A 22,150-nucleotide genomic window follows, 5' to 3' on the forward strand; every position below is an offset into this window, starting at 1 on the left:
TTACTTTTCTAAGCCTTCTACTATACTTTCAAATACTTCTTTAATATCTTTTGTTCCATCAATATTTAATAGAAGTCCTTGTGCATGATAGTAATCTATCAGAGGTGATGTTTGATCAAAGTATACTTTAATTCTTGTTTCTACTGTTTCTTTAACATCGTCATCTCTTTGAATTAAAGGAGTTTGGTCTTTGTCGCATATTCCCTCAATTTTAGGAGGATTGTACTCTATATGGTAAGTAGCACCACATGTTTTACATACTCTTCTACCAACTGCTCTGTCAACTAAGATGTTTGTATCTACATCTATGTTTACAACTCTATCAAGTTTTGTTCCAAGCTTATCAAGTTCCGCATCAAGACTAACTGCTTGAGCTACCGTTCTTGGAAAACCGTCAAGTAAAAAGCCGTCTTTGCAATCATCTTTACAAATTCTGTCTTGTACTATTTCTATTACTACTTCATCCGGTACAAGCAATCCTTTATCCATATATGATTTAGCTTTTTTACCCAATTCAGTTCCATTTTTTATATTCTCTCTAAAAATATCTCCAGTTGAAATATGAGGTATGTTGTATTTTTTTATAATAAAATCCGCTTGAGTACCTTTACCTGCTCCTGGAGGCCCTAAAATAACTAATTTCATTTAATTACCTCCTATTTTTTCAAGAATCCTTTGTAGTGTCTCATTAATAATTGTTGTTCTAATACTCTTGTAGTTTCAAGCACTACTCCTACAACTATTATCATACTTGTTCCACCATAGTTAAATTGTAAACTGGATAGTTTAGTTAATACTATTGGAAGTACAGCAAGTATTGAAAGTGCTATCGCTCCCGGAAGTATCAATCTATTTACTGTTCTTTGAAGATAATCACTTGTAGGTTTTCCCGGTCTTATACCCGGTATAAAACCTCCATTTGTTTGTAAACTCTTAGAATATTCCACTGTATTAAATTGAATTGAAGTATAGAAATATGTGAAGAATACTATTAATAATACGGTAAATAATATATATAGTACAGCTCCGACCGTTCCTTCAGTTGTGAAATATTTCATAATAGCTTTTCTTGTCGGTTCACTCTTTACAAAAAGTGCTATTGTTGCAGGAATTGCTACCAATGAATTGGCAAATATTATCGGCATAACTCCACTCATTAATACTTTTACAGGTATATGAGTAGATTGTCCGCCATACATTTTTCTTCCAACCACTCTTTTTGCATATTGAACAGGAATTCTTCTTTCCCCTTCGTTAAAAACAACTACAAACACAACTATTAAAATGGCAAGTATTAAAAATATCACTAAAGCTATAGGACTTGCAAGTCCAGCTTTTACCATCATAACTGATTTTATTATATCTGTAGGGAATCTACTAACTATACCGGCAAAAATCAATAACGAAATACCGTTTCCTATTCCATGCTCTGTAATTTGTTCTCCTATCCAGATTAAAAGTGCAGTACCCGCTACAATTGATAATACAACTACTGTTTTTTCAAAAAAGTTGTCAGCTAAAACTGCTTGTCTGAAAAAACCGAAAGAATATCCTATAGCTTGTACAAATGTCATTGCTATTGCAAGATATCTTGTATATTTTGCAATTTTCTTTCTACCTGTTTCCCCTTCTTTAGCAAGTGCTTCAAGTGAAGGTATTGCTATTGTCAAAAGTTGAAGAACAATTGACGCTGTAATATATGGATATATATTTGCAGCAAATATTGTATAGTTTCTAAAATTTCCCCCTGCCATCAAGTCAAGCAATGAAAATACACTTTGATTTGCTCCGCTAAAAAGCTTTTGAACCTCTTGTGCATTCATATAAGGTACTGTTATATGTGAACCTAATCTATATATCAATAACATTAGAAGTGTAAACAACATCTTCTTACGTAATTGTGGTATTTTCCATGCATTTTTAAATGTGGAAATCATTAGATCACCTCTGCCTTTCCTCCAGCAGCTTCAATCTTTTCTGCCGCAGTCTTAGAAAAATGTTGAGCCTTTACTGTCAACTTTACATTTAACTCTCCATTTCCAAGGATTCTAACGCCATCTTTAGCCTTTGCACTTTTAATTATTCCTCTGCTTATTAACGTTTCAGGTGTTACTTCTGTTCCATTTTCAAAAACATTTAACGCAGAAATATTAATTTCAGCATATTCCTTTGCGAATACATTTGTGAAACCTCTCTTTGGAAGTCTTCTAAATAAAGGCATTTGACCTCCTTCAAATCCAGGTCTTACTCCACCGCCACTACGAGCATTTTGTCCTTTATGACCTTTTCCTGAAGTTTTTCCTGTACCTGAACCGATACCTCTACCAAGTCTTTTCTTAGCCTTTACTCCTCCGCCTTCTGCCGGTCTTAAGTCATGTAATTTCAAGTTTCACACCTCCTTATTCTTCAACTTCAAGCATATATGATACTTGTTTAATCATTCCTCTGATTTGAGGATTATCTTCTTTTTCAACTACTTGTCCAATTTTTTTAAGTCCAAGTGCTCTTACTGTTCTTTTATGAGTTTCTATTCTTCCAATAGGGCTCTTTACTAATTTTATTTTCATAGTTCTTACCCCCTTATCCTAAAATCTCATCTACAGATTTATTTCTAAGTCTTGCTACCTTTTCAGCTGTCTTTAATTGAGAAAGTGCTTCTATAGTAGCATTTACTGTATTTCTCGGATTATTTGAACCAAGATTCTTTGTACGAATATCACTTATTCCTGCAAGCTCGCAAACCGCACGAACTGCTCCACCTGCGATAACTCCTGTACCGGCATGTGCTGGCTTTAAGAATACTCTACCTGCACCGACAACTCCGGTTACTTGATGAGGGATAGAAGTATCTAATAGATTTACTTCAATAAGATGTTTCTTTGCATCTTGAACTGCTTTTCTAATTGCTTCAGGTACTTCAAGAGCTTTACCTGTTCCAACTCCAACGTGTCCGTTATGATCTCCTACTACTACAAGAGCTGAGAATCTAAAATTTCTACCGCCCTTTACTACTTTTGCAACTCTATTTATAGCTACAACTCTTTCTTCAAGATCAAGTTCTGCTGCATTTATTAATGAACGTTCCATTTTTCCCCTCCTTTTTTAGAATTTAAGTCCGGCTTCTCTTGCTGCTTCTGCAAGTGCTTTTATACGACCATGATATAGATATCCAGATCTATCAAAAACTGCTTCTTCAATTCCTGCATCAAGAGCACGCTTTGCTATTGTTTCTCCAATTTTCTTGGCTGCTTCCATATTCTTTGTGTTTTCAAGTCCAAGTGACTTGTCAAGAGTTGTAGCAGATACCATTGTGTGTCCTTTTACATCATCTATTAGTTGTGCATAAATATGCGCACCTGATCTAAAAACAGATAGTCGTGGGCAAGTTGTTGTTCCGGAGATTTTATTTCTTATTCTCTTGTGTCTTTTTATTCTATTTGCGTTTCTATCAATTTTATTAAACACTATTAATTCTCCTCCTTTTACTTACCAGTTTTTCCTACTTTACGTCTGATATGTTCATCAACGTACTTAATACCTTTACCCTTATATGGTTCAGGTTGTCTATAGCTTCTGATATGAGCTGCATAAGCTCCTACTTTTTGCTTGTCAATTCCTGAAACTATAATTTTTGTAGGTGCAGGTACTTCTACTTCTATTCCTGCAGGATCTTCCAATTCTAACGGGTGTGAGAATCCAAGAGTTAATGCAAGTTTATTACCTGTCTTAGCTGCTCTGTATCCTGTTCCCACTATTTCTAATTCTTTTTTATATCCTTCTGCAACACCGATTACCATATTGTTAATTAAAGTTCTAACTAAACCGTGCATAGCTCTGTGCTTTTTGCTATCGCTTGGTCTTGTTACTGTTAAAACTGAATTTTCAATTTCAATAATCATGTCACGATCAAAACTTTGTGTTAATTCTCCCTTAGGTCCTTTTACAGTTACTGTGTTATTTTCAACCTTAACTTCTACGCCAGCAGGGATTTCAATTGGTTTTTTACCGATTCTTGACATGCTAACACCTCCTGTTACCAAACGTAGCAAATAACTTCTCCACCAACACCATTGGCTCTTGCTTCTTTGTCAGTTAAAATTCCCTTTGAAGTTGAAACTATTGCAATTCCAAGTCCTCCAAGCACCTTAGGAATATCACTGCTTTGAGCGTAAACTCTTAGTCCAGGTTTTGAAATTCTCTTTATTCCACTTATAACTCTTTCTTTATTATCTCCATACTTAAAATCTATTCTAATAATACCTTGCTTATCATCTTCAATTACTTCGTAATTTTTAATGTATCCTTCCTTTAGAAGAATTTCAGATATTTCTTTTTTAATATTTGAAGCCGGAATATCAACAGATTTATGTCTTGCATTATTACCATTTCTTATTCTGGTAAGCATATCTGCAATAGGGTCTGTCATCATAATTTTTTGCCTCCTTTCCTAATGGTAGAATTACCAACTTGCTTTTCTAACACCTGGAATTTGTCCTTTATATGCTAATTCTCTAAAACAAATTCTACAAATTCCATATTTCTTTAAAACAGAGTGTGGTCTTCCACAAATCTTACATCTTGTATATTCACGAGTGCTATATTTCGGTTTTCTCTTTTGTTTAGCAATCATAGATTTTTTTGCCACAAATGTTACCTCCTATTACTTTGCAAATGGCATTCCCATTCTCTCAAGGAAAGCTTTAGCTTCTTCGTCTGTTTTTGCTGTTGTTACAACAATTATATCCATACCTCTGATAGCATCTACTTTATCGTATTCTATTTCAGGGAAGATTAATTGTTCTTTCAAGCCAAGTGCATAATTTCCTCTTCCGTCAAATGATGTATCCTTAACTCCTCTAAAGTCTCTTACTCTAGGAAGTGCAACATTCATTAATTTATCTAAGAAATCATACATTTTTTCTCCACGTAATGTTACTTTACATCCTATTTTGTGTCCTTCACGTAGTTTAAAGTTAGCTATTGATTTTCTTGCTAACGTAACTATAGGCTTTTGTCCTGAAATCAAAGTAAGATCATTTACAGCTGATTCAAGTGCCTTTGGATTGTCTTTTGCTTCTCCAAGTCCAATGTTTATGACAACTTTTTCAAGTTTTGGAACTTCCATTACATTCTTATATCCGAATTTTTCAAGTAGATAGTTTACTACTTCATTTTCATATTTTTCTCTTAATCTTGAAGTCATAGTCTACCTCCTTACTTTATAGGTTGTCCATCTGATTTTTTAAATCTGATTTTCTTACCATCTTCTATTTTATATCCAAGTCTTGTTGCTTTATTTGTTTTTGTATCGAAATACATAACATTTGAAACATGAATTGGAGCTTCTTTCTTTTCAATCCCGCCTGGGTTTTGTGGTCCTTTAGCCTTCATGTGTTTTGTAACCATATTAACTTTTTCTATGATTACTCTATCTTCACGAGGAAAAGTCTTTAATACTTTACCGGTTTTTCCTTTATCTTTTCCGGCAATTACTTTTACTGTATCACCTTTTTTAATACGCATATAATTACCTCCTGATTAAAGTACTTCTGGAGCCAAAGAGATAATTTTCATAAAGTTTCCATTTCTTAACTCTCTGGTTACAGGTCCGAAGATACGTGTCCCTACCGGACTCTTATCGTCTTTTATAATAACTGCCGCATTATCATCAAAGCTTATATATGAACCGTCTTTACGACTAATACCTTTACTTGTTCTAACTATAACAGCCTTAACTACGCTTCCTTTTTTCACAACTCCACCCGGTGTTGCAGTCTTTACAGAACAAACTACTACATCTCCTATGCTTGCTGTCTTTCTATTTGTACCACCAAGTACCTTTATGACAAGTAGTTCTTTTGCTCCGGAATTATCAGCAACACGTAGTCTTGTTTCTTGTTGAATCATGAACTTCCTCCTTCTAAGATTTATTGAGCTTTCTCAATAATACTTACTAATCTCCATCTCTTGTCTTTGCTAAGTGGTCTTGTTTCCATTATTTTTACTTTGTCGCCAATACCACATTCATTCTTCTCATCATGAGCTTTGAATTTTGTAGTCTTTTTAAATCTCTTTTTGTAAATGGGATGAGTTACAAAAGTCTCAACAGCCACTACAATAGTCTTATCCATTTTATCACTTACTACTGTACCAACAATAGTCTTTCTATTGTTTCTTTCCATGAGATTAAGCCTCCTTTCCCACTGCTAATTCACGTTGTCTGATTATCGTCTTTACTCTGGCGATATCTCTTTTTACACTCTTTATGCTTGATGGATTATCAAGTTGACCGGTTGCCAACCTAAATCTCAAGTTGAATAGCTCGCTTTTTAATTCAATAACTTTTTTATTTAATTCTTCACTTGACATTTGGCGAATTTCCTTAGTCTTCATTTGATTCACCATCCTTTTCTTTCATTACAAACTTTGTCTTTATAGGCAATTTCATTGCTGCAAGTCTCATTGCTTCTCTTGCAGTTTCTTCATCTACGCCATCCATTTCAAACATTATACGACCAGGTTTTACTACAGCTACCCAATAAGCAGGAGCTCCCTTACCAGATCCCATACGTGTTTCAGCTGGTTTTTCAGTAACAGGCTTATCCGGGAAAATCTTAATCCAGATATTTCCACCTCTTTTTATATATCTTGTCATTGCACGACGTGCCGCTTCTATTTGATTTGAAGTAATCCATGCAGGTTCAAGTGCTTGAAGTCCGTATCCGCCGTAAGTTAATGTGTTTCCACGTAACGCCTTACCCTTCATTCTGCCTCTGTGAACTCTACGATACTTTACTCTCTTAGGCATTAACATAAATGTTTCCTCCTTTCTTCGGTAGCTTAGTTTTCTTTTTTATCTTTAGAGTCATTTCTAAAGTTTTTTCTATTATTATTTCTTTTATTATCTCTGTTATCTTTGTTTTGAGGTCTTCTTCTCTTATTATCTCTGTTATTTTTCTTCTCATCTTTCTTTTCAGGAAGAACTTCCCCTTTATATAACCATACTTTTACACCAAGCTTACCATAAGTTGTATCAGCTTCTGCAAAACCATAATCAATGTCAGCTCTTAGAGTTTGTAGAGGTATAGTTCCCTCAGAATATCCTTCTGTTCTTGCCATATCAGCTCCGCCAAGACGACCCGATACCGCTGTCTTTATACCAAGTGCTCCGGCTCTCATTGTTCTTTGAATAGCTTGTTTCATTGCACGTCTGAAAGATACTCTTCTCTCAAGTGATTCCGCTATAGCTTCCGCTACTAATTGAGAATCTAAATCTTGATTTTTAATTTCTTCAATATTTAGAACAACACTCTTTTTTGTCAATTTTTCAAGTTCTGTTCTAAGTTCTTCTACTCCAACTCCTCCACGACCGATAACCATTCCCGGTTTAGCTGTTGAAATTGAAACCTTAACTTTATTTGCAGCTCTTTCTATTTCAACTTTTGAAATTCCGGCTGTATAAAGTTTTTTCTTTATATATTTACGAATTTTATTATCTTCAACTAATAGGTCTGCGAAATTCTTCTTATTAGCATACCATTTAGAATCCCAGTCCTTGATAATACCAACACGAAGTCCATGTGGGTTAACTTTTTGGCCCATTATTTACCCTCCTTACTCTTGTTCTGCAACTACAACGCCAATGTGGCTTGATCTTTTTAATATCGGATATGCCATACCTTTTGCCTTAGGATGAAATCTCTTCATTGTAGGACCATCATTGGCATAGGCCTTTTTAACGTATAAATTATCTCTGTTTAAATTTAAGTTGTTCTCAGCATTAGCTACTGCAGAATTAAGCACCTTATATAGTTCCTTTGCTCCTCTCTTAGGAGTGAACTTTAGAATAGAAAGGGCTTCGTCAACTTGCTTTCCACGAATTTCAGCACAAATATAGTTCACCTTTAATGGTGAAATTCTCACATATTTAGCAATTGCTCTTGCTTCCATTTTAATCCCCTTTCTCTTATTTCTTTAATCCAGTTGTCTTTTCATTCTTGCCTACATGGCCTCTGAATGTTCTTGTAGGAACAAATTCACCAAGTTTATGACCAACCATATCTTCTGTTATATATATTGGAACATGCTTTCTACCATCATGAACGGCGATTGTATGTTGTACCATTTCAGGAAATATTGTGGAGCGGCGAGACCAAGTTTTAACAACTTTCTTTTCGTTTGCTTCATTTAATGCGTCGATTTTCTTTAGCAAATGTTCATCTGCAAAAGGTCCTTTTTTAACTGATCTACTCATTTTTTACCTCCCGCTTACTTCGTTCTTCTTCTTACGATATATTTATCGCTCTTCTTGTTCTTCTTTCTTGTCTTAAGTCCAAGAGCCGGTTTACCCCAAGGTGTTACCGGTGACGGTCTACCTATCGGAGCTCTACCTTCCCCACCACCATGAGGGTGATCTACAGGGTTCATTGCAGATCCTCTTACATGAGGTCTGTTTCCAAGATATCTGCTCTTTCCTGCCTTACCAAGAGTTATAAGTTCATGTGATAGATTTCCAACTTGTCCGATTGTTGCTTTACAATCAACACTTACCAATCTAAATTCACTTGAAGGAAGTCTTAATTGTGCAAACTTTCCTTCTTTAGCCATTAATTGAGCTTCAGAACCTGCCGATCTTGCAAGTTGTCCTCCTTTTCCGGGAGTCATTTCAACATTATGAACTGTTGTACCTACAGGTATATCTTTTAATTTTAACGCATTTCCTATTTTGATATCAGCGTTTTCTCCAGATTCTACTTTATCTCCAACTTTTAATCCGTTAGGAGCCAGGATATATCTCTTTTCACCATCTACATAGTTCAATAGAGCTATATAACTTGTTCTGTATGGATCATATTCAATTGAAGCTACTGTTGCAGGAACTCCGTCTTTATTTCTTTTAAAGTCGATTATTCTGTATCTTCTCTTAACTCCGCCGCCTCTATGTCTTGAAGTTATTCTTCCTTGAGCATTTCTACCGGCAGTTGTTTTTAGATTTATAGTAAGGCTTTTTTCAGGTGCCTTTTTTGTAATCTCTTCAAATGTTGAGACAGTCATCTGTCTACGAGCAGGAGAAGTTGGTTTATATCCTCTAATTGCCATCTTTTTACCTCCTCAATTATTCCATACCTTCAAAGAATTCAATTGCTTTAGAATCCTCTGTAAGTTTAACTATTGCTTTTTTCCATGATGGACGTCTTCCTTGATGCGCACCTTGTCTCTTTAATTTTCCACGCATATTCATAGTGTTTATCGTCTTAACTTTTACTCCAAACACTTCTTCGACAGCTCTCTTTATTTCAGCCTTAGTAGCATCTTTTGAAACTTCAAATGTATATTTTCCGTGTTCCATTTGATCCATACTCTTTTCAGTAACTATCGGTCTTCTAATAATATCGTATGCATTCATTAGTTGAACACCTCCTCAATTACTCTTAAAGCGTCCTCTGTTATAACAAGTGAGTTGTATTTTAAGATGTCATATACATTAATATTTTCCGCCATTGTTGTCTTCACATTAGGAATATTTCTTGCAGCTATCTTTACTTTTTCATCATATCCGGCTACTACAACAAGTGCTTTCGGATCCGCTTTTATTGCCTTTAACATTTGAACAAAGTTCTTTGTCTTAGCATCGTTCATCTTAATATCATCAACTACTATCATTTCATTTTCACGTACTTTTGAAGTAAGAGCACTTCTAAGTGCAAGTCTTCTTACTTTCTTAGGTGTTGTATATGAGAAATCTCTTGGCTTCGGTGCAAATACAATTCCTCCGCCTCTCCATTGAGGAGATCTTATACTACCTTGACGAGCACGTCCTGTTCCCTTTTGTTTCCAAGGCTTTCTTCCGCCTCCACGCACTTCTGCACGTGTCTTTGCGCTCTTAGTGCCTTGTCTTCTGTTAGCTAAAATGTTTTTAACTACTAGGTATACAGCATGCTCATTTATATCAATATCAAATATATTTTCATTTAGTTCAATTTCTGAAACGGCAGCGCCTTCCATATTGACAACTTGAATTTTAGGCATATTATACCCTCCTTTCACTACTTATGAGCTTTAACAGTTTCTTTTAAAGTTACTATTCCCTTCTTAGGTCCCGGTATCGCACCCTTTACAAGAATTAAATTCTTTTCAAGATCAACTCTTACTACCTCAAGGTTTTGAACTGTAACTTGCTCATTTCCCATCTTTCCAGCCATTCTGTGATTTTTAAATACTTTTCCCGGATAAGTAGCGGCACCCATACCACCTGGCATTCTGTGGAACTTAGAACCGTGAGTTTCTCTACCACGTCCAAAGCCGTGTCTTCTTATAACACCTTGTGTTCCCTTACCCTTTGAAGTACCTGTAACATCAATAAATTCTCCAACTGAGAATAAGTCAACTTTAATTTCATCTCCGATATTATAGTTTTCAACTTCTTCAGTTCTGAATTCTCTTAAATTCTTTTTGCATTCTACGCCTGCCTTAGCGAAGTGTCCTTTTAAAGGTTTATTAACTCTTCTTTCTTTTACAAATCCTGTTGCAACTTGAACAGCATTATATCCGTCTACTTCAACAGTCTTTTTTTGAACTACTACGTTAGGCTCAGCTTCAATAACTGTTACTGGAGTAACTTTACCTTCTTCATCAAAGATTTGAGTCATCCCAATCTTTTTTCCAATTAATAATTTCAATGCTTAACCTCCTAAATTTTTACAGCGGATTGTATCAACAATCTTATAAAGAACAATTATCTATAGCTTAATTTCTATATCAACACCAGCCGGTAAGTTGAGCTTCATTAGTGAATCAACAGTCTTTTGATTTGGATTGATGATATCAATAAGACGTTTGTGAGTTCTTTGCTCAAATTGTTCTCTTGAATCCTTATACTTGTGAACTGCCCTTAATATAGTTACAACTTCCTTTTCTGTAGGTAGAGGTATTGGACCCGAAACAGTTGCACCTGTTTGTTTTGCAGCCTCTACGATTTTTGAAGCAGAACTGTCAATAAGTTCATGATCATAAGCTTTAAGTCTGATTCTAATTTTTTGTTTGCTATTGTTTGACATAATTTCCCTCCTATTCGCATAAATACGCTTCTTGCGAGAAAGGGTTATCGATAAACGCGCCCCGGTGTTTCATCGGGTGCACAATAAAAGAAAAAATAACCCATCGCCTAAATCAAGTTTAGACTTCTCATTCATAATTACCTTGAAATCCCTTTTTTCCACAAGATTTCAAGCAACTTATGAAATCATCGCAATTAATTCATTTCAAACGCTCTAATATTATACAAAATACAACTATATTTGTAAAGAATTTTTTTAATTTTTTTTCGTTTTTATGTGAAATTTTTGTGAAATTTATTTTTGTTTCAATTATCAAAAAAAGATATAGCTAATAGCCATATCTTTTTTAATTTACACAAATTTTTATTACTAATTCAATTGTTCACCTTCAGATGACATAACTTCTCCCTGTTTTTCTTCTTCACTTAGTCTATCATACAAGTCAGGATAATATTTTTTCATCAATTCAAGTCCCGTAGGAGTCCAAACAAATTGTCTACCTTCTTCTTTTTCTTTAATCGCCTTTAAAATATTTTCTTTGATTTTCTCACGTTTTTCATTATAGGACATTTTTACAAAATCATTAATTTCTTCCCCGTTAGTTGCATCCGCCACATTATTATCACTTAAAGATTTTCTTGCATCTTCTCCCATAAGAACTTCCGCATAAATCGGCTGAGTAGCTAAACTTAAAAATTCTTCCTCCGCTTTACTCCCGCTCTTAACTTTAAATAAAACTGTAAGCACTATTATAATAGGTAATACAAAAAATATAGTTAATACAAAAAATTTTTTTATTCATAAAACCTCTTTATATTAATTAATAACTTCAGTATACAATATAAATTAATTTACTATTATAACTTTATCAAAAAAACAAATTCAATTTCAACTATCTTATCAATATAAGTATTCTTCCGTTATATTTGATCTTTGAATCATTCTGTTATACAGCTTTGAAGTTTTCATTAATTCATCGTGTTTACCTATGGATTCTACTTTTCCATTTTCCAAAACAACTATCTTATCAGCCTTTTCAATTGACTTTAATCTATGAGAAATTATTACAACAGTCTTATTCTTTATAAGAGTGTTTAATCCTTCCTGTATTTTCATTTCATTTTCTACATCAAGCGAAGCACTTATCTCATCTAAAATTATTATAGGAGCATCTTTTAATATCGCCCTTGCAATAGAAATTCTCTGTCTTTCTCCTCCGGAAAGCTTACTTCCGTTTTCTCCTATAAATGTATTGTATCCATCAGGTAATTTTTCAATAAACTCATTACAATTTGCAAGTTTTGCAGCTTTTATTACATCTTCATCACTCGCATTTTTATTTCCTATTCTGATATTTTCCATAACAGATGTATTGAATAAGGTAACATCCTGAAATACTATTGAAATTTTTTCAAAAAGCGAATCTGTATCTATATTCTTTATTTCTTTTCCGTCGATAATAATTTGCCCCTTGTCATAGTCATAAAGCCTTGACATAAGTCTTAGTATTGAAGTTTTACCGCAACCTGACGGTCCTACTAAAGCTGTAACTTCATTTTGTTTTGCAATAAACGAAACTTTATCTATTACTTTTCTATCATCATTATAAGAAAATTCTACATCTTTAAATTCAATATCATATTGTTTAATATCAAACTTTTCTCCGCCTTGTAACTGAACACCTCTCAGCTCTTGAATTCTCTTAATTCTCGCATCTATATACAATATTTCGGCAATGTTCATATATAGCCCGCTAACTCCGTCTATTATTTTTGAAGCGGCAGCTAAATATCCGATTAAGTATAACAAAGATACTTCTCCTCTAATATATAAAATACTTCCGAATAAAATTGTAAGTCCTAAAGTAAATCTGAGAACGGAACTTGACAGTGAAACAGGTATTGCTTGATAAAATTCAGATGCTATATGAATTTTTTCAGTCTTTTCAACCTTTCTATTCAGATCTTCCGCCACTTTTTCACTTTGTCCATAGCTCTTAATTTCCTGCTGAAGTTCTATAGCCTCTTGAAAACTTTCTGAATTTTCTCTCAAATTTTTATAGTACTTGGTAGTTCCATAAATTTGAAACTTTTTAGACAAAATAAGCATTATAAAACTTAAAACAACCGGAATTATTACGCAAAGTCCCAATTTAAAATTTCCTGTAAGCATCATTATACTTATTACTATAAGATAAATTATAAATCCTATAACTTGAGGAATAGCATGACTCATTGCATGTTCTATATCCGATACATCCTTCATTACAGCTTGAGATAAGTCTGATATGTCATGCTTTGAAAAATAAGATAGCGGCAAAGCTTTCAAAATATTTGCAATTTCTATTCTAAGGTTTGCACTTTCCTTATAAACTTCCATATATAAAGTATTATAATTTATATAAATAATCACATACATCGCAACAGCAATAACTAAAATTCCGACTATATAAAAATTAATTCCGTTTAGATTATTTTCAATTAATCCCTGTATAAAATACATAATTAAAATTATCGGAGCCATATATGCAAGATACATAAAAAATGAAGATATAGATGCTCTAACAAGACCTCTTGCTCCTGTTTCAGTAAGCCCAAACATCTTTTTTATTCTGTTAATCATAAATCCTCCAATCATTCGCCTTTGCAAATAAAGCTTGCAATGCACTATATTTTCCCTCAATATTCATAAGCTCTTTATCCGTTCCTCTTTCTATTACATTTCCATCCTCAATTACTAAAATTTCATCTACATTCCTAATAGAACTGAGTCTGTGTGCTATCATTATTACAGTCTTATCTTTCATAAGGTTTGAAAAAGCTTGTTGTATTTCGTATTCATTTTCAGGATCAGCCGCAGCTGATGCTTCATCAAGTATTATAATATTTGCATTTTTTAAAATTGCTCTTGCAATAGCAATTCTCTGGATTTCTCCACCGGATAAATGTACTCCTTTAGACCCTATAACCGTATTTTCTCTATCCTTAAACTTATCCAGAATGTCATCACATCTTGCACTTTTTAAGGCATTCATAACATCCTCATAGCTTGCATTTTCATTTCCCATCTTCACATTTTCAAATATTGTTGTTTTAAACAGCTTTGAATTTTGGAATACAAAGGCAATATTACTCATAAGTGCTTTTTGAGAATATTCACTTATATTTCTTTCTCCAATCAAAATAGTGCCTTCATCCACCTTATAAAATCCGGAAATAAGCTTTGCTATTGTTGACTTTCCGCTTCCTGATGAACCTACAAGTGCATATACTCTTTTATCTTTTAATGAAAAACTTACATTTTTTAATACATAATCATCTTCATATTTAAAAGATACATTTTTAAATTCTATGTTATAACTGTCAAATTTTTCTATATTTCCATGTTTTAAATTTTCAACAGACATCCCTTCAAATAGTTTTTCAAGTTTTTCCACAGCTGATACTCCCATATATTGATACATTCCAACATACATTATTTTCATAAAACATGTGAACATAATCCCTGCAAAACACATAAAGAAAACTGTCTTAGCTAATATGAACTTCGGATTTACTCCTCTATTCAAAAAATAAATTGCAAAAGGTATTGAAATTACAGCAAAAATATTAAATAAAACTTGAAATGCAACATATGGTGTTCTACAACTTATTGTATAGTTAAAGGCATATTTGGAATAACTCATTATAGATTCATAAAATGCTTTAAATGAATGAATTGTACTTCTAAATATCTTTACCACTTGCATACCTCTAACATACTCAACAGCTTCACTGTTTAATTTTTCAAGAGATGCCATATATGTTGCCATAAATTCTTTATTACCCATCATCCAATTTACTTCAATTCCACCTATAAAAATCAAAATTATAATAGCTATTCCAAACTTTATATCTACCATAAAAGTTATCATTACCATTAAAATCGGTGTTATTACAGCTCCAACAAGATCAGGAATTAAATGCGCAACAATCATATGAGTTTCTGCCGCATTATCATCTATAATTTTTCTTATCTTTCCCGATGAATTCATATCAAAGAATGCAAATGATGAATTCATCAGATATTTTATTCCTACTTTTCTCAAATTTGTTTCAAGCCTAAATGCAAGCAAATGTGATGCCCAAAGCGCAAAGAAATATACTATCGAATTGGCAATCATCATTACTACTATTAGTACAGCATAATATTTTGAATTTTCTACATTACCGTTTACTATAAGTTCATTTAAAAATTTCCAAAAATACCAATATGGGCCCATTAATAAAAAACATGAAATAACCGACAATATCATTGAAATATACGCATCATGCTTTTTTTCAGGAACATAACTCAACAATTTTTTATAAGTATTCATACTACCTCCTCATATTTCTAAATTTAGAAGGACTACATCCTTTCATGTCCTTAAAAATTTTTGAAAACTTACTTACATTTGAATATCCAAGTAAATTTGCTATTTCAGTTATGGATTTTTCAGATTCTTTAAGCAAAATTTCAGCTTCATTTATCTTGTAATCAATCAAATATGAATTTATCGGCATACCATAAATTTCTTTAAACAACTTTTTAAGAGTAGTCATCGAGATATTAAATTTCTCTGAAATAAATTCAATAGTATATCTCTTAGATAAATCGCCAATCAAAAAATTTCTTATATCCTTTACTTTTTTCACCTGAGAACTTTTATAATATGTCAAAACATCTTTCTCAGACATGTCTAAATTTTGAATATAATTTAAAATTTCAATAAGCTTTATTCTATATGTATTTACATTCAAAAAATCATGTGAATTAAATCCATATAAAATTTCATTTATTCTCGGATTATCTCTTTTCATATAAGTTTTATGAATTTTAAACTTTTCATAAATTTCTAATATATCCACTCCAAACAAGCTAAATATATTTTTAGTATGTTCGTTTATATTCTTTATAGATATCATATAGGTAATTCCCTTAAATTTTTTCATAGGAAAACTATACGACTGTACAGATAAGGGACACGTATCTACCATAAAAGACTTTTTAGACAAGTACGTATATCTATTATCTTTTAGTCCCCACTCAATTCTTCCCTCTAAACAATAAGATAAATTTAAGTTTTCTATATAAATCTCTTCCGGCGATATACATGAAACAACATCCTCATAATCTGTAATAGCAACAAGTACACCATCAAATATTTCAGCACAATACATATCAAGTTTCTCGCCATTTTTCCCTGTAAATTTATAAAACTTATTTTCTTCTCCCACAAAGCGGAGACCTTTAATATCCATAACATTTATTATAAAATCAAGTCCAAGCATAAAATCACCTTTTTTTGATATTCATTATCATAATAATAAACTAATTATAATCTCATGTCTACTCTAAAAAGATATTTTTAGCCTGATCAGACATTTTTGCATAAAAAAACAGCACCCGTATCAATCAGTGCTGCCATTAAATCTTTAATTTTAATTATTAACTGTAATTATAGCTTAATTAACAAAATTACATTAATCTCAAAATCTATTTATATTTATTAAAAACTCACAAATTATATTATATATATTTTTTCATAGCTTTCACATGCGTCTAAAGATATAGTTATAATAAAATCTATAGCTATTCAGATATATAAACTTCTCCATTTACCATTTCTATATCAATTTCATCACGCCCATTTCCAATTTTTTTATTAAATTCATGTACACCTCCTACGGAGATACGAGATTCATCTAAAAATTTTATTACTCCATTTACAGCTTCCACACTTATAACCGCATCTATTTTTTTAAAGTTTATACTAACAATACCATTTATTGTCTCTATATTTGCGTTATAAGATTCTTCTGCATTCAAATTTATAGCTCCATTTGTAAAATCAACATCCAAATTTTTCAAAACTCCATCCACATCAATACTTCCATTTACAGAATCAATCTTTACAGCTAAACTTTTAGGATCAGTTGTATAAAATACAATCTTAAATACATTTTTATTAGTGGACTTGATTTCATCGACCTTGCATTCAAAGCCTCCATCATCTTTTGACGTACTGATATTTATATACTTTCTAAAATCCGCATTAGGTATTTTAGAATATAATTCATATTTGTCTTCTTCAGATTCAACTATTGCAATAGATAAATTGGTAGAGTTTATTTTTATGCTGTCAAATTTTCCGTTCTCTTTTAAAACCGATTTATATTCTCTATCCATTTGATTAGCAATAGAATTATTCCAATAATCTTCACAAAAAACTTTATCTTTTACATTTTTATAATCAAATGCAAAAAATGAACCTACTGTTAAACACGAAAATACAACTGCCACTATAGCTGTTTTTGTCATAAAATCTCTCATTACATTTCTCTCCTCTTGTTAATCTTCCATCTTATTGCAACGAAAATATTTTTTATTCCCTTTATAACAGTTTTAAATAATTTAATTGCAAGACCTATAAATAATACACCTATTGTTATCAGTGAAATAGTAGCAAAAATTTTTGTTATCGGATTTATCTCCATAAAAATTGAAGGGATTGAAATAAAATTAGGATATATTACCGTCGGTATTAATGATAAAGGAAGAGCTAATCCGACAAGTATAAAACTTCCGCCAATCGCTATTATAGAAGCCAAAAGTCCAAATATCGCTCCAAATATACCCATCCCAACTCCAAGTATCGGTCCTAAAAATATAATACCGCCAATTACTATTAATATAATTAACATCGTATCATTAGAAGACTTTTTCTTTTTTTCTCTATTCTCAGTGTAATCATAATCTTGCATCTGAACCTTTAACTTTTTACCTTCATTCTTCATATAATCCTTAGCAATTAACTCCGGTGCTCCAAGCTCATCACATATTTGTTCCTCGCTCTTTCCCCTTTCAACAGCAAAAGAAAAATGTTCTTCATAATCTGAAATAATATCATCCACTACTATTCTCGGCATATCTTTTAAATAATATCTAAGTAAATCTAAAAACTCCTTCTTTTTCATATCTGTCTCCTTAAAATAAAATTAACACTTTTTATAAAATCATCCCACTCTTTCAATTGAAAGATACACTCATCTTTTCCGGCATCAGTAAGCTTATAATACTTTCTCGGCGGTCCACTTTGAGATTCTTCAAGGTATGTCTCGACATATCTCTCATCTTTTAATCTCCTAAGTAGAGGATATATAGTTCCTTCCGATATATTTACGTGTGTGGAAATTTCTTCTACAAGCTCATAGCCATACATATCTTTTTCCATTAAAAGAGACAGTACAAGCAGCTCTAATACCCCTTTTTTAAATTGAATATTCATACTATTACCTCACTTTATAATTGCATTATATCATTTAGTACCTTTTAATACAAGATACTAAATTAAACTTAATATTAGATTTTCCTACATAGTTCCATTTTATAAATAAAAGTATATATTTTGTAACTATCTCCAAATGATTTGATATAATATACTAAGTATTACTTTAGTTTTTTTTTCAAAATATATTGTAATGCATATGCTAATGTATTAAAATATTACCAAACGATATAAGGAGGTTTTACTATGAAAGGTTTTGCAATGTTAGGTATAGGTCAAACCGGATGGATTGAGAAAGAACGTCCTGTTTGCGGTCCGTTAGATGCTTTAGTTAGACCATTAGCTCTTTCCCCATGTACATCAGATGTTCATACTGTATGGGAAGGCGCAATCGGTGATAGACATGATATGATTTTAGGTCATGAAGGCTGTGGAATAGTTGAAGAAGTAGGCTCTCTTGTAAAAGATTTTAAACCCGGCGACAGAGTTATGGTTGCTGCAATAACTCCCGATTGGAGTTCACTTGAGGCACAAGCCGGATATTCAATGCACTCCGGCGGAATGCTTGCAGGTTGGAAATTTTCCAACTTTAAAGACGGAGTATTCGGAGAACTGTTTCATGTAAATGATGCAGATGGAAATCTTGCACACTTACCTGATTCAATATCGCCTGAAGAAGCTTGTATGTTATCTGATATGGTTCCTACAGGATTCCATGGCGTAGAACTTGCAGATGTACAATTCGGAGATACAGTTCTTGTCGTTGGAATCGGTCCTGTCGGATTAATGGCAGTTGCCGGAGCAAACTTAAGAGGAGCTTCAAGAATAATTTGTGTCGGTACAAGACAAATTTGTAGAGATGTTGCTAAAGGATATGGCGCTACAGACTTTATCGGATATAAAGACGGTTCTATTGACGAACAGGTTCTTGCTCTAACAGATGGAAAAGGCGTTGATAAGGCAATTATTGCCGGTGGCGGAGTTGAAACATTTGAACCTGTTATCAAATGTTTAAAACCGGGTGGAAAAATCGGTAATGTAAACTATCTTGGAAGCGGTACTTACATCAATATTCCTCGTGTTGAATGGGGTGTAGGTATGGGACATAAACAAATTCTTGGCGGTTTAATGCCGGGCGGACGTTTAAGACTTGAAAAACTTGCATCTCTTATCGAATGTGGAAAGCTTGATGTAAAACCAATGCTTACACATAAATTCAAAGGATTTGAACATGTTGAAGATGCTTTGATGCTAATGAAAAACAAGCCAAGCGATTTAATTAAACCTGTTGTAGTTTTATAAATTTTCTGAGAGGTCTTCGGACCTCTCATTTAGGTGATAGAATGAAAATATTATTGATATCCGGATTTTTAGGTTCGGGAAAAACCAGTTTTATAAAGGCAATGTCAAAAGCCACAAAAAGGCAATTCGTAATAGTCGAAAATGAATTTGGAGATATGGGAATTGACGGAGAAATATTAAAATCCGATACTTTGAATTCTAAAAATACAGATATGAAAATTTGGGAGCTTTCAGAAGGATGTATATGTTGTTCACTAAACCTGGACTTTACACATTCAGTTTTAACAATAGCAAATACATTAAATCCGGACTATCTGATCGTTGAACCGAGCGGAGTAGCTTTCCCAAGTAAAATCATATCCCAATTGCGCAAAATATGTTATGAAAGAATTGAACTGTTGCCCCTGATTACAATAATAGATGCATATCATTACAAAAACAGTAAAAAAGATTTTCCCGATTATTTTTATGATCAACTTAACAACGCATCCTCTATTATATTAAGCAAGTCGGAATCGATGGATTATAATAATTTTTTGTCCATAAAAAATGAACTTAATATAGACGATAAAACTTTTTTTCCAACTACTCACTATTCAAAATGGAGCGAAGATATATGGTTTAATCTTCTAAATGGAAATATAGATTATACGAGAGAAAATAAAATTTCAAACATCGAAATTACAAAAGAGCAACAACTTGATAACATCAGTATAACAAATATAGGAATAACTAATCCTGCAACGCTTACAATCGCATTAAACATACTTATTTCCGGCGCTCTCGGAAAAATTGTAAGAGCAAAAGGATACTTTAAAGCCGGTCGTGATTGGATAAAATTTGACCTTGTTGACGGCAGCTATGCAATAACAGGTTGTACTCCAATGCCGGATAACAGAGTTGTCGTAATCGGAAACAACCTTAACAAATCCTCAATTAAAATGCTGTTTGAAAATAAAGTAATAAAAAAATTAAAGAACATATCTGCAATTAAAAGTAAAAATTTAAGCATAAAAAATAGAAGATGATAAAATCATCTTCCTTTTTATATTTAAATAGTCATATCATATAAAGCTTCAAGATCTTCTATTAATATTTTTCCTTTCGGCAACAAACTTATTATATTCATAGTTTCAAAATGATTGAGTTTTCTACTTATTGTTTCTCTTGACACTCCGGTATATGAACCGAGTTCTTCTCTATTTATGTTCAAATCTAATAAAATTTTATTATTTTTCTTCTTTCCACATATTTTTATTAAGTCTATAAGAAGCTTTGCCACTTTCATATCCGCATTAATTACAGACAATCTGTCTATAAGTTCTTCCGATTTTCTTATCCTGTAATAAGACTGATCTAAAAGTTTGCGCAAAATTTTTACATTTTTTAACAATATATCTTCAAAATCTTCTTTATGAATTATTATTATTTTAGTATCTGTGAGTGCCACCGATGTATATACATAACGATCTCCGGAAATTATATTAAATCCGCCTACAAAATCTCCTTCCTTGTATATATAGAGAATTTGCTCTCTTCCGTCTGATAAAAACATGGAAATTTTCATAAAACCATCATAAACTATATACATTTGCCTTGCTTCATCTTTAGATCTGAATATATATTCTCCTTTTTTAAATTCTTTAATCTGGGGTTTTGAAATAAATCTCTTTATCTCTTCCTCAGTTAAATATTTAAGTAAAGGTGTTTTTTTGTAATCTATAGTATCCATCCTAAATCACCTTATGATATTTTACCTCATAAGATTGTAACACATCATTTGCATATTCTTCAAGTTCCTTGGCTACATTCTTGTCCATAGCTTCCATATCTTTCAGCTTATATTCAATCCCCAAATCCTCATACTTATGGACTCCCATTGTATGGTATGGAAGAATTTCTATTTTTTCAATTTTATTTTTTATCGGAGCAATAAATTCACACAACTTATCCATATGATATTTACTGTCGGTAACTTTCGGCATCATAACATGTCTTATCCAAACAGGTGTGTTATGTCTTTCTACCGCCTCAATAAATTTTTTAAGAGGAGATATATTTCTTTCTGTTATATCTTTAAATCCGACAGCATTATAATGCTTTATATCAAGCAAAATTAAATCCGCCTCTTCAATTATCTCATCATAATACTTCTGATCTCCGACTCCCGATGTATCTACTGTAACATGAATTCCCTCAGCTTTTACCGCTCTTATCGCATCTAATAAAAATTTGCCGTCAAGTGTCGGTTCTCCTCCCGAAAAAGTTACTCCTCCCTTACCGTTTCTAAAATAAGGTTTCATTTTCCTTGACCTCTCAACTATTTCTTCAACAGTTATATTTCTTCCTCCAAAGGGATTTTGAGTATCTACATTGTGACAAAATGCACATCTTAAAGGACAACCCTGCAAGAAAAACACCGTTCTTACACCTGGTCCGTCAAAGACTGCAAATGTTTCAATTGAATGTAATTTTGCCATGG

The 22,150-nt window shown here is 32.6% G+C and carries 34 protein-coding genes; 2 read left to right on the forward strand and 32 right to left on the reverse strand.

Annotated features, from left to right (window positions below; translation table 11 throughout):
- From M915_RS04805 to M915_RS04950, 30 genes are all read right to left on the reverse strand, one after another.
- The gene (locus M915_RS04805; protein WP_009221336.1) at positions 1 to 645 is read right to left on the reverse strand and encodes an adenylate kinase; all 645 of its coding nucleotides are present in this window, start codon (positions 643 to 645) and stop codon (positions 1 to 3) included.
- Between the two features lie 11 nt (positions 646 to 656).
- Positions 657 to 1,937: a preprotein translocase subunit SecY gene (gene secY, locus M915_RS04810; RefSeq protein ID WP_036730079.1), complete on the reverse strand. Its 1,281-nt coding sequence runs from the start codon at positions 1,935 to 1,937 to the stop codon at positions 657 to 659.
- The gene (gene rplO, locus M915_RS04815; RefSeq protein ID WP_009221338.1) at positions 1,937 to 2,386 is read right to left on the reverse strand and encodes a 50S ribosomal protein L15; all 450 of its coding nucleotides are present in this window, start codon (positions 2,384 to 2,386) and stop codon (positions 1,937 to 1,939) included. The genes secY and rplO overlap by 1 nt, the downstream gene beginning before the upstream one ends.
- Before the next feature lie 13 nt (positions 2,387 to 2,399).
- Positions 2,400 to 2,567, reverse strand: a complete 168-nt coding sequence (rpmD, locus tag M915_RS04820; RefSeq protein ID WP_009221339.1) for a 50S ribosomal protein L30 — start codon at positions 2,565 to 2,567, stop codon at positions 2,400 to 2,402.
- A 13-nt stretch (positions 2,568 to 2,580) separates the two neighbouring features.
- Complete coding sequence (gene rpsE, locus M915_RS04825) at positions 2,581 to 3,087, reverse strand: 30S ribosomal protein S5 (protein ID WP_009221340.1); 507 nt, start codon at positions 3,085 to 3,087, stop codon at positions 2,581 to 2,583.
- A 15-nt stretch (positions 3,088 to 3,102) separates the two neighbouring features.
- Positions 3,103 to 3,465 (reverse strand): 50S ribosomal protein L18, encoded by a 363-nt coding sequence (gene rplR, locus M915_RS04830; protein WP_009221341.1) that lies wholly within the window; start codon positions 3,463 to 3,465, stop codon positions 3,103 to 3,105.
- Between the two features lie 17 nt (positions 3,466 to 3,482).
- Positions 3,483 to 4,019 (reverse strand): 50S ribosomal protein L6, encoded by a 537-nt coding sequence (gene rplF / locus M915_RS04835; RefSeq protein ID WP_009221342.1) that lies wholly within the window; start codon positions 4,017 to 4,019, stop codon positions 3,483 to 3,485.
- A 14-nt stretch (positions 4,020 to 4,033) separates the two neighbouring features.
- Positions 4,034 to 4,429: a 30S ribosomal protein S8 gene (gene rpsH, locus M915_RS04840; RefSeq protein ID WP_009221343.1), complete on the reverse strand. Its 396-nt coding sequence runs from the start codon at positions 4,427 to 4,429 to the stop codon at positions 4,034 to 4,036.
- 30 nt (positions 4,430 to 4,459) lie between these two features.
- The gene (locus M915_RS04845) at positions 4,460 to 4,645 is read right to left on the reverse strand and encodes a type Z 30S ribosomal protein S14 (RefSeq protein ID WP_009221344.1); all 186 of its coding nucleotides are present in this window, start codon (positions 4,643 to 4,645) and stop codon (positions 4,460 to 4,462) included.
- Between the two features lie 15 nt (positions 4,646 to 4,660).
- Positions 4,661 to 5,203 carry a 50S ribosomal protein L5 gene (gene rplE / locus M915_RS04850; protein ID WP_009221345.1) on the reverse strand — a complete coding sequence of 181 codons (543 nt, stop codon included), beginning with the start codon at positions 5,201 to 5,203 and terminating at the stop codon, positions 4,661 to 4,663.
- Between the two features lie 11 nt (positions 5,204 to 5,214).
- Entirely contained in the window at positions 5,215 to 5,523 is a 309-nt protein-coding gene (rplX, locus tag M915_RS04855) for a 50S ribosomal protein L24 (protein WP_009221346.1), read from the reverse strand.
- 15 nt (positions 5,524 to 5,538) lie between these two features.
- A complete protein-coding gene (gene rplN / locus M915_RS04860) occupies positions 5,539 to 5,907 on the reverse strand; it encodes a 50S ribosomal protein L14 (protein WP_009221347.1) in 369 nt (122 codons plus the stop codon).
- Positions 5,908 to 5,927: 20 nt separating this feature from the next.
- On the reverse strand, positions 5,928 to 6,182 hold the full coding sequence (gene rpsQ / locus M915_RS04865) for a 30S ribosomal protein S17 (protein WP_009221348.1): 255 nt from the start codon (positions 6,180 to 6,182) through the stop codon (positions 5,928 to 5,930).
- Positions 6,183 to 6,186: 4 nt separating this feature from the next.
- Positions 6,187 to 6,393: a 50S ribosomal protein L29 gene (rpmC, locus tag M915_RS04870; protein WP_036730084.1), complete on the reverse strand. Its 207-nt coding sequence runs from the start codon at positions 6,391 to 6,393 to the stop codon at positions 6,187 to 6,189.
- On the reverse strand, positions 6,383 to 6,814 hold the full coding sequence (rplP, locus tag M915_RS04875) for a 50S ribosomal protein L16 (protein ID WP_009221350.1): 432 nt from the start codon (positions 6,812 to 6,814) through the stop codon (positions 6,383 to 6,385). Before rplP ends, rpmC begins: the two co-directional genes overlap by 11 nt.
- A 26-nt stretch (positions 6,815 to 6,840) precedes the next feature.
- Positions 6,841 to 7,602 (reverse strand): 30S ribosomal protein S3, encoded by a 762-nt coding sequence (rpsC, locus tag M915_RS04880; protein ID WP_009221351.1) that lies wholly within the window; start codon positions 7,600 to 7,602, stop codon positions 6,841 to 6,843.
- A 12-nt stretch (positions 7,603 to 7,614) separates the two neighbouring features.
- Positions 7,615 to 7,950, reverse strand: a complete 336-nt coding sequence (gene rplV, locus M915_RS04885; RefSeq protein ID WP_009221352.1) for a 50S ribosomal protein L22 — start codon at positions 7,948 to 7,950, stop codon at positions 7,615 to 7,617.
- 16 nt (positions 7,951 to 7,966) lie between these two features.
- The gene (gene rpsS / locus M915_RS04890; RefSeq protein ID WP_009221353.1) at positions 7,967 to 8,254 is read right to left on the reverse strand and encodes a 30S ribosomal protein S19; all 288 of its coding nucleotides are present in this window, start codon (positions 8,252 to 8,254) and stop codon (positions 7,967 to 7,969) included.
- A gap of 14 nt (positions 8,255 to 8,268) precedes the next feature.
- Positions 8,269 to 9,099 carry a 50S ribosomal protein L2 gene (gene rplB / locus M915_RS04895; RefSeq protein ID WP_009221354.1) on the reverse strand — a complete coding sequence of 277 codons (831 nt, stop codon included), beginning with the start codon at positions 9,097 to 9,099 and terminating at the stop codon, positions 8,269 to 8,271.
- Between the two features lie 16 nt (positions 9,100 to 9,115).
- Positions 9,116 to 9,406 (reverse strand): 50S ribosomal protein L23, encoded by a 291-nt coding sequence (rplW, locus tag M915_RS04900; protein WP_009221355.1) that lies wholly within the window; start codon positions 9,404 to 9,406, stop codon positions 9,116 to 9,118.
- Positions 9,406 to 10,029: a 50S ribosomal protein L4 gene (gene rplD / locus M915_RS04905; RefSeq protein WP_009221356.1), complete on the reverse strand. Its 624-nt coding sequence runs from the start codon at positions 10,027 to 10,029 to the stop codon at positions 9,406 to 9,408. The genes rplW and rplD overlap by 1 nt, the downstream gene beginning before the upstream one ends.
- 17 nt (positions 10,030 to 10,046) lie before the next feature.
- Positions 10,047 to 10,679: a 50S ribosomal protein L3 gene (gene rplC, locus M915_RS04910; RefSeq protein ID WP_009221357.1), complete on the reverse strand. Its 633-nt coding sequence runs from the start codon at positions 10,677 to 10,679 to the stop codon at positions 10,047 to 10,049.
- 60 nt (positions 10,680 to 10,739) lie between these two features.
- Positions 10,740 to 11,057, reverse strand: a complete 318-nt coding sequence (gene rpsJ / locus M915_RS04915; protein ID WP_009221358.1) for a 30S ribosomal protein S10 — start codon at positions 11,055 to 11,057, stop codon at positions 10,740 to 10,742.
- A 369-nt stretch (positions 11,058 to 11,426) separates the two neighbouring features.
- Positions 11,427 to 11,711, reverse strand: coding sequence for a hypothetical protein (locus M915_RS04920; RefSeq protein ID WP_036730089.1), 285 nt, complete (start codon positions 11,709 to 11,711; stop codon positions 11,427 to 11,429).
- Between the two features lie 246 nt (positions 11,712 to 11,957).
- The gene (locus M915_RS04925) at positions 11,958 to 13,694 is read right to left on the reverse strand and encodes an ABC transporter ATP-binding protein (protein WP_115737023.1); all 1,737 of its coding nucleotides are present in this window, start codon (positions 13,692 to 13,694) and stop codon (positions 11,958 to 11,960) included.
- Positions 13,672 to 15,414 (reverse strand): ABC transporter ATP-binding protein, encoded by a 1,743-nt coding sequence (locus tag M915_RS04930; RefSeq protein WP_036730094.1) that lies wholly within the window; start codon positions 15,412 to 15,414, stop codon positions 13,672 to 13,674. The genes M915_RS04925 and M915_RS04930 overlap by 23 nt, the downstream gene beginning before the upstream one ends.
- Before the next feature lies 1 nt (position 15,415).
- Positions 15,416 to 16,369 (reverse strand): helix-turn-helix domain-containing protein, encoded by a 954-nt coding sequence (locus M915_RS04935; RefSeq protein ID WP_036730097.1) that lies wholly within the window; start codon positions 16,367 to 16,369, stop codon positions 15,416 to 15,418.
- A 301-nt stretch (positions 16,370 to 16,670) separates the two neighbouring features.
- On the reverse strand, positions 16,671 to 17,411 hold the full coding sequence (locus tag M915_RS04940) for a DUF4097 family beta strand repeat-containing protein (protein WP_036730100.1): 741 nt from the start codon (positions 17,409 to 17,411) through the stop codon (positions 16,671 to 16,673).
- A complete protein-coding gene (locus M915_RS04945) occupies positions 17,411 to 18,055 on the reverse strand; it encodes a DUF1700 domain-containing protein (protein ID WP_051259800.1) in 645 nt (214 codons plus the stop codon). The genes M915_RS04940 and M915_RS04945 overlap by 1 nt, the downstream gene beginning before the upstream one ends.
- Positions 18,052 to 18,366: a PadR family transcriptional regulator gene (locus M915_RS04950; RefSeq protein WP_009221365.1), complete on the reverse strand. Its 315-nt coding sequence runs from the start codon at positions 18,364 to 18,366 to the stop codon at positions 18,052 to 18,054. The genes M915_RS04945 and M915_RS04950 overlap by 4 nt, the downstream gene beginning before the upstream one ends.
- 246 nt (positions 18,367 to 18,612) lie before the next feature.
- Here M915_RS04950 and M915_RS04955 point away from each other — a divergent pair, with 246 nt between their 5' ends.
- Both M915_RS04955 and M915_RS04960 read left to right on the forward strand, forming a co-directional pair.
- Positions 18,613 to 19,668: an NAD(P)-dependent alcohol dehydrogenase gene (locus M915_RS04955; RefSeq protein WP_009221366.1), complete on the forward strand. Its 1,056-nt coding sequence runs from the start codon at positions 18,613 to 18,615 to the stop codon at positions 19,666 to 19,668.
- A gap of 41 nt (positions 19,669 to 19,709) precedes the next feature.
- Entirely contained in the window at positions 19,710 to 20,696 is a 987-nt protein-coding gene (locus M915_RS04960) for a CobW family GTP-binding protein (RefSeq protein WP_051259801.1), read from the forward strand.
- Positions 20,697 to 20,719: 23 nt separating this feature from the next.
- Here the strand turns inward: M915_RS04960 and M915_RS04965 are convergent, their stop codons facing one another.
- On the reverse strand, positions 20,720 to 21,400 hold the full coding sequence (locus M915_RS04965) for a Crp/Fnr family transcriptional regulator (RefSeq protein ID WP_036730103.1): 681 nt from the start codon (positions 21,398 to 21,400) through the stop codon (positions 20,720 to 20,722).
- A 1-nt stretch (position 21,401) separates the two neighbouring features.
- Entirely contained in the window at positions 21,402 to 22,148 is a 747-nt protein-coding gene (pflA, locus tag M915_RS04970; protein ID WP_036730106.1) for a pyruvate formate-lyase-activating protein, read from the reverse strand.
- Between the last annotated feature and the right edge of the window lie 2 nt (positions 22,149 to 22,150).

Origin of the sequence: Peptoniphilus mikwangii (genome assembly GCF_000468535.1) — a bacterium.
Taxonomy (GTDB): domain Bacteria; phylum Bacillota; class Clostridia; order Tissierellales; family Peptoniphilaceae; genus Anaerosphaera; species Anaerosphaera mikwangii.

Coding starts and splice junctions, on each gene's coding strand:
- M915_RS04805 (WP_009221336.1), bottom strand. CDS start 645: ATGAAATTAGTTATTTTAGGGCCTCCAGGAGCAGGTAAAGGTACTCAA.
- secY (WP_036730079.1), bottom strand. CDS start 1,937: ATGATTTCCACATTTAAAAATGCATGGAAAATACCACAATTACGTAAG.
- rpmD (WP_009221339.1), bottom strand. CDS start 2,567: ATGAAAATAAAATTAGTAAAGAGCCCTATTGGAAGAATAGAAACTCAT.
- rpsE (WP_009221340.1), bottom strand. CDS start 3,087: ATGGAACGTTCATTAATAAATGCAGCAGAACTTGATCTTGAAGAAAGA.
- rplF (WP_009221342.1), bottom strand. CDS start 4,019: ATGTCAAGAATCGGTAAAAAACCAATTGAAATCCCTGCTGGCGTAGAA.
- rpsH (WP_009221343.1), bottom strand. CDS start 4,429: ATGATGACAGACCCTATTGCAGATATGCTTACCAGAATAAGAAATGGT.
- rplE (WP_009221345.1), bottom strand. CDS start 5,203: ATGACTTCAAGATTAAGAGAAAAATATGAAAATGAAGTAGTAAACTAT.
- rplX (WP_009221346.1), bottom strand. CDS start 5,523: ATGCGTATTAAAAAAGGTGATACAGTAAAAGTAATTGCCGGAAAAGAT.
- rplN (WP_009221347.1), bottom strand. CDS start 5,907: ATGATTCAACAAGAAACAAGACTACGTGTTGCTGATAATTCCGGAGCA.
- rpsQ (WP_009221348.1), bottom strand. CDS start 6,182: ATGGAAAGAAACAATAGAAAGACTATTGTTGGTACAGTAGTAAGTGAT.
- rpmC (WP_036730084.1), bottom strand. CDS start 6,393: ATGAAGACTAAGGAAATTCGCCAAATGTCAAGTGAAGAATTAAATAAA.
- rplP (WP_009221350.1), bottom strand. CDS start 6,814: ATGTTAATGCCTAAGAGAGTAAAGTATCGTAGAGTTCACAGAGGCAGA.
- rpsC (WP_009221351.1), bottom strand. CDS start 7,602: ATGGGCCAAAAAGTTAACCCACATGGACTTCGTGTTGGTATTATCAAG.
- rplV (WP_009221352.1), bottom strand. CDS start 7,950: ATGGAAGCAAGAGCAATTGCTAAATATGTGAGAATTTCACCATTAAAG.
- rpsS (WP_009221353.1), bottom strand. CDS start 8,254: ATGAGTAGATCAGTTAAAAAAGGACCTTTTGCAGATGAACATTTGCTA.
- rplB (WP_009221354.1), bottom strand. CDS start 9,099: ATGGCAATTAGAGGATATAAACCAACTTCTCCTGCTCGTAGACAGATG.
- rplW (WP_009221355.1), bottom strand. CDS start 9,406: ATGAATGCATACGATATTATTAGAAGACCGATAGTTACTGAAAAGAGT.
- rplD (WP_009221356.1), bottom strand. CDS start 10,029: ATGCCTAAAATTCAAGTTGTCAATATGGAAGGCGCTGCCGTTTCAGAA.
- rpsJ (WP_009221358.1), bottom strand. CDS start 11,057: ATGTCAAACAATAGCAAACAAAAAATTAGAATCAGACTTAAAGCTTAT.
- M915_RS04920 (WP_036730089.1), bottom strand. CDS start 11,711: ATGGGAGAAGATGCAAGAAAATCTTTAAGTGATAATAATGTGGCGGAT.
- M915_RS04925 (WP_115737023.1), bottom strand. CDS start 13,694: ATGATTGGAGGATTTATGATTAACAGAATAAAAAAGATGTTTGGGCTT.
- M915_RS04930 (WP_036730094.1), bottom strand. CDS start 15,414: ATGAATACTTATAAAAAATTGTTGAGTTATGTTCCTGAAAAAAAGCAT.
- M915_RS04935 (WP_036730097.1), bottom strand. CDS start 16,369: ATGCTTGGACTTGATTTTATAATAAATGTTATGGATATTAAAGGTCTC.
- M915_RS04940 (WP_036730100.1), bottom strand. CDS start 17,411: ATGAGAGATTTTATGACAAAAACAGCTATAGTGGCAGTTGTATTTTCG.
- M915_RS04945 (WP_051259800.1), bottom strand. CDS start 18,055: ATGAAAAAGAAGGAGTTTTTAGATTTACTTAGATATTATTTAAAAGAT.
- M915_RS04950 (WP_009221365.1), bottom strand. CDS start 18,366: ATGAATATTCAATTTAAAAAAGGGGTATTAGAGCTGCTTGTACTGTCT.
- M915_RS04955 (WP_009221366.1), top strand. CDS start 18,613: ATGAAAGGTTTTGCAATGTTAGGTATAGGTCAAACCGGATGGATTGAG.
- M915_RS04960 (WP_051259801.1), top strand. CDS start 19,710: ATGAAAATATTATTGATATCCGGATTTTTAGGTTCGGGAAAAACCAGT.
- M915_RS04965 (WP_036730103.1), bottom strand. CDS start 21,400: ATGGATACTATAGATTACAAAAAAACACCTTTACTTAAATATTTAACT.
- pflA (WP_036730106.1), bottom strand. CDS start 22,148: ATGGCAAAATTACATTCAATTGAAACATTTGCAGTCTTTGACGGACCA.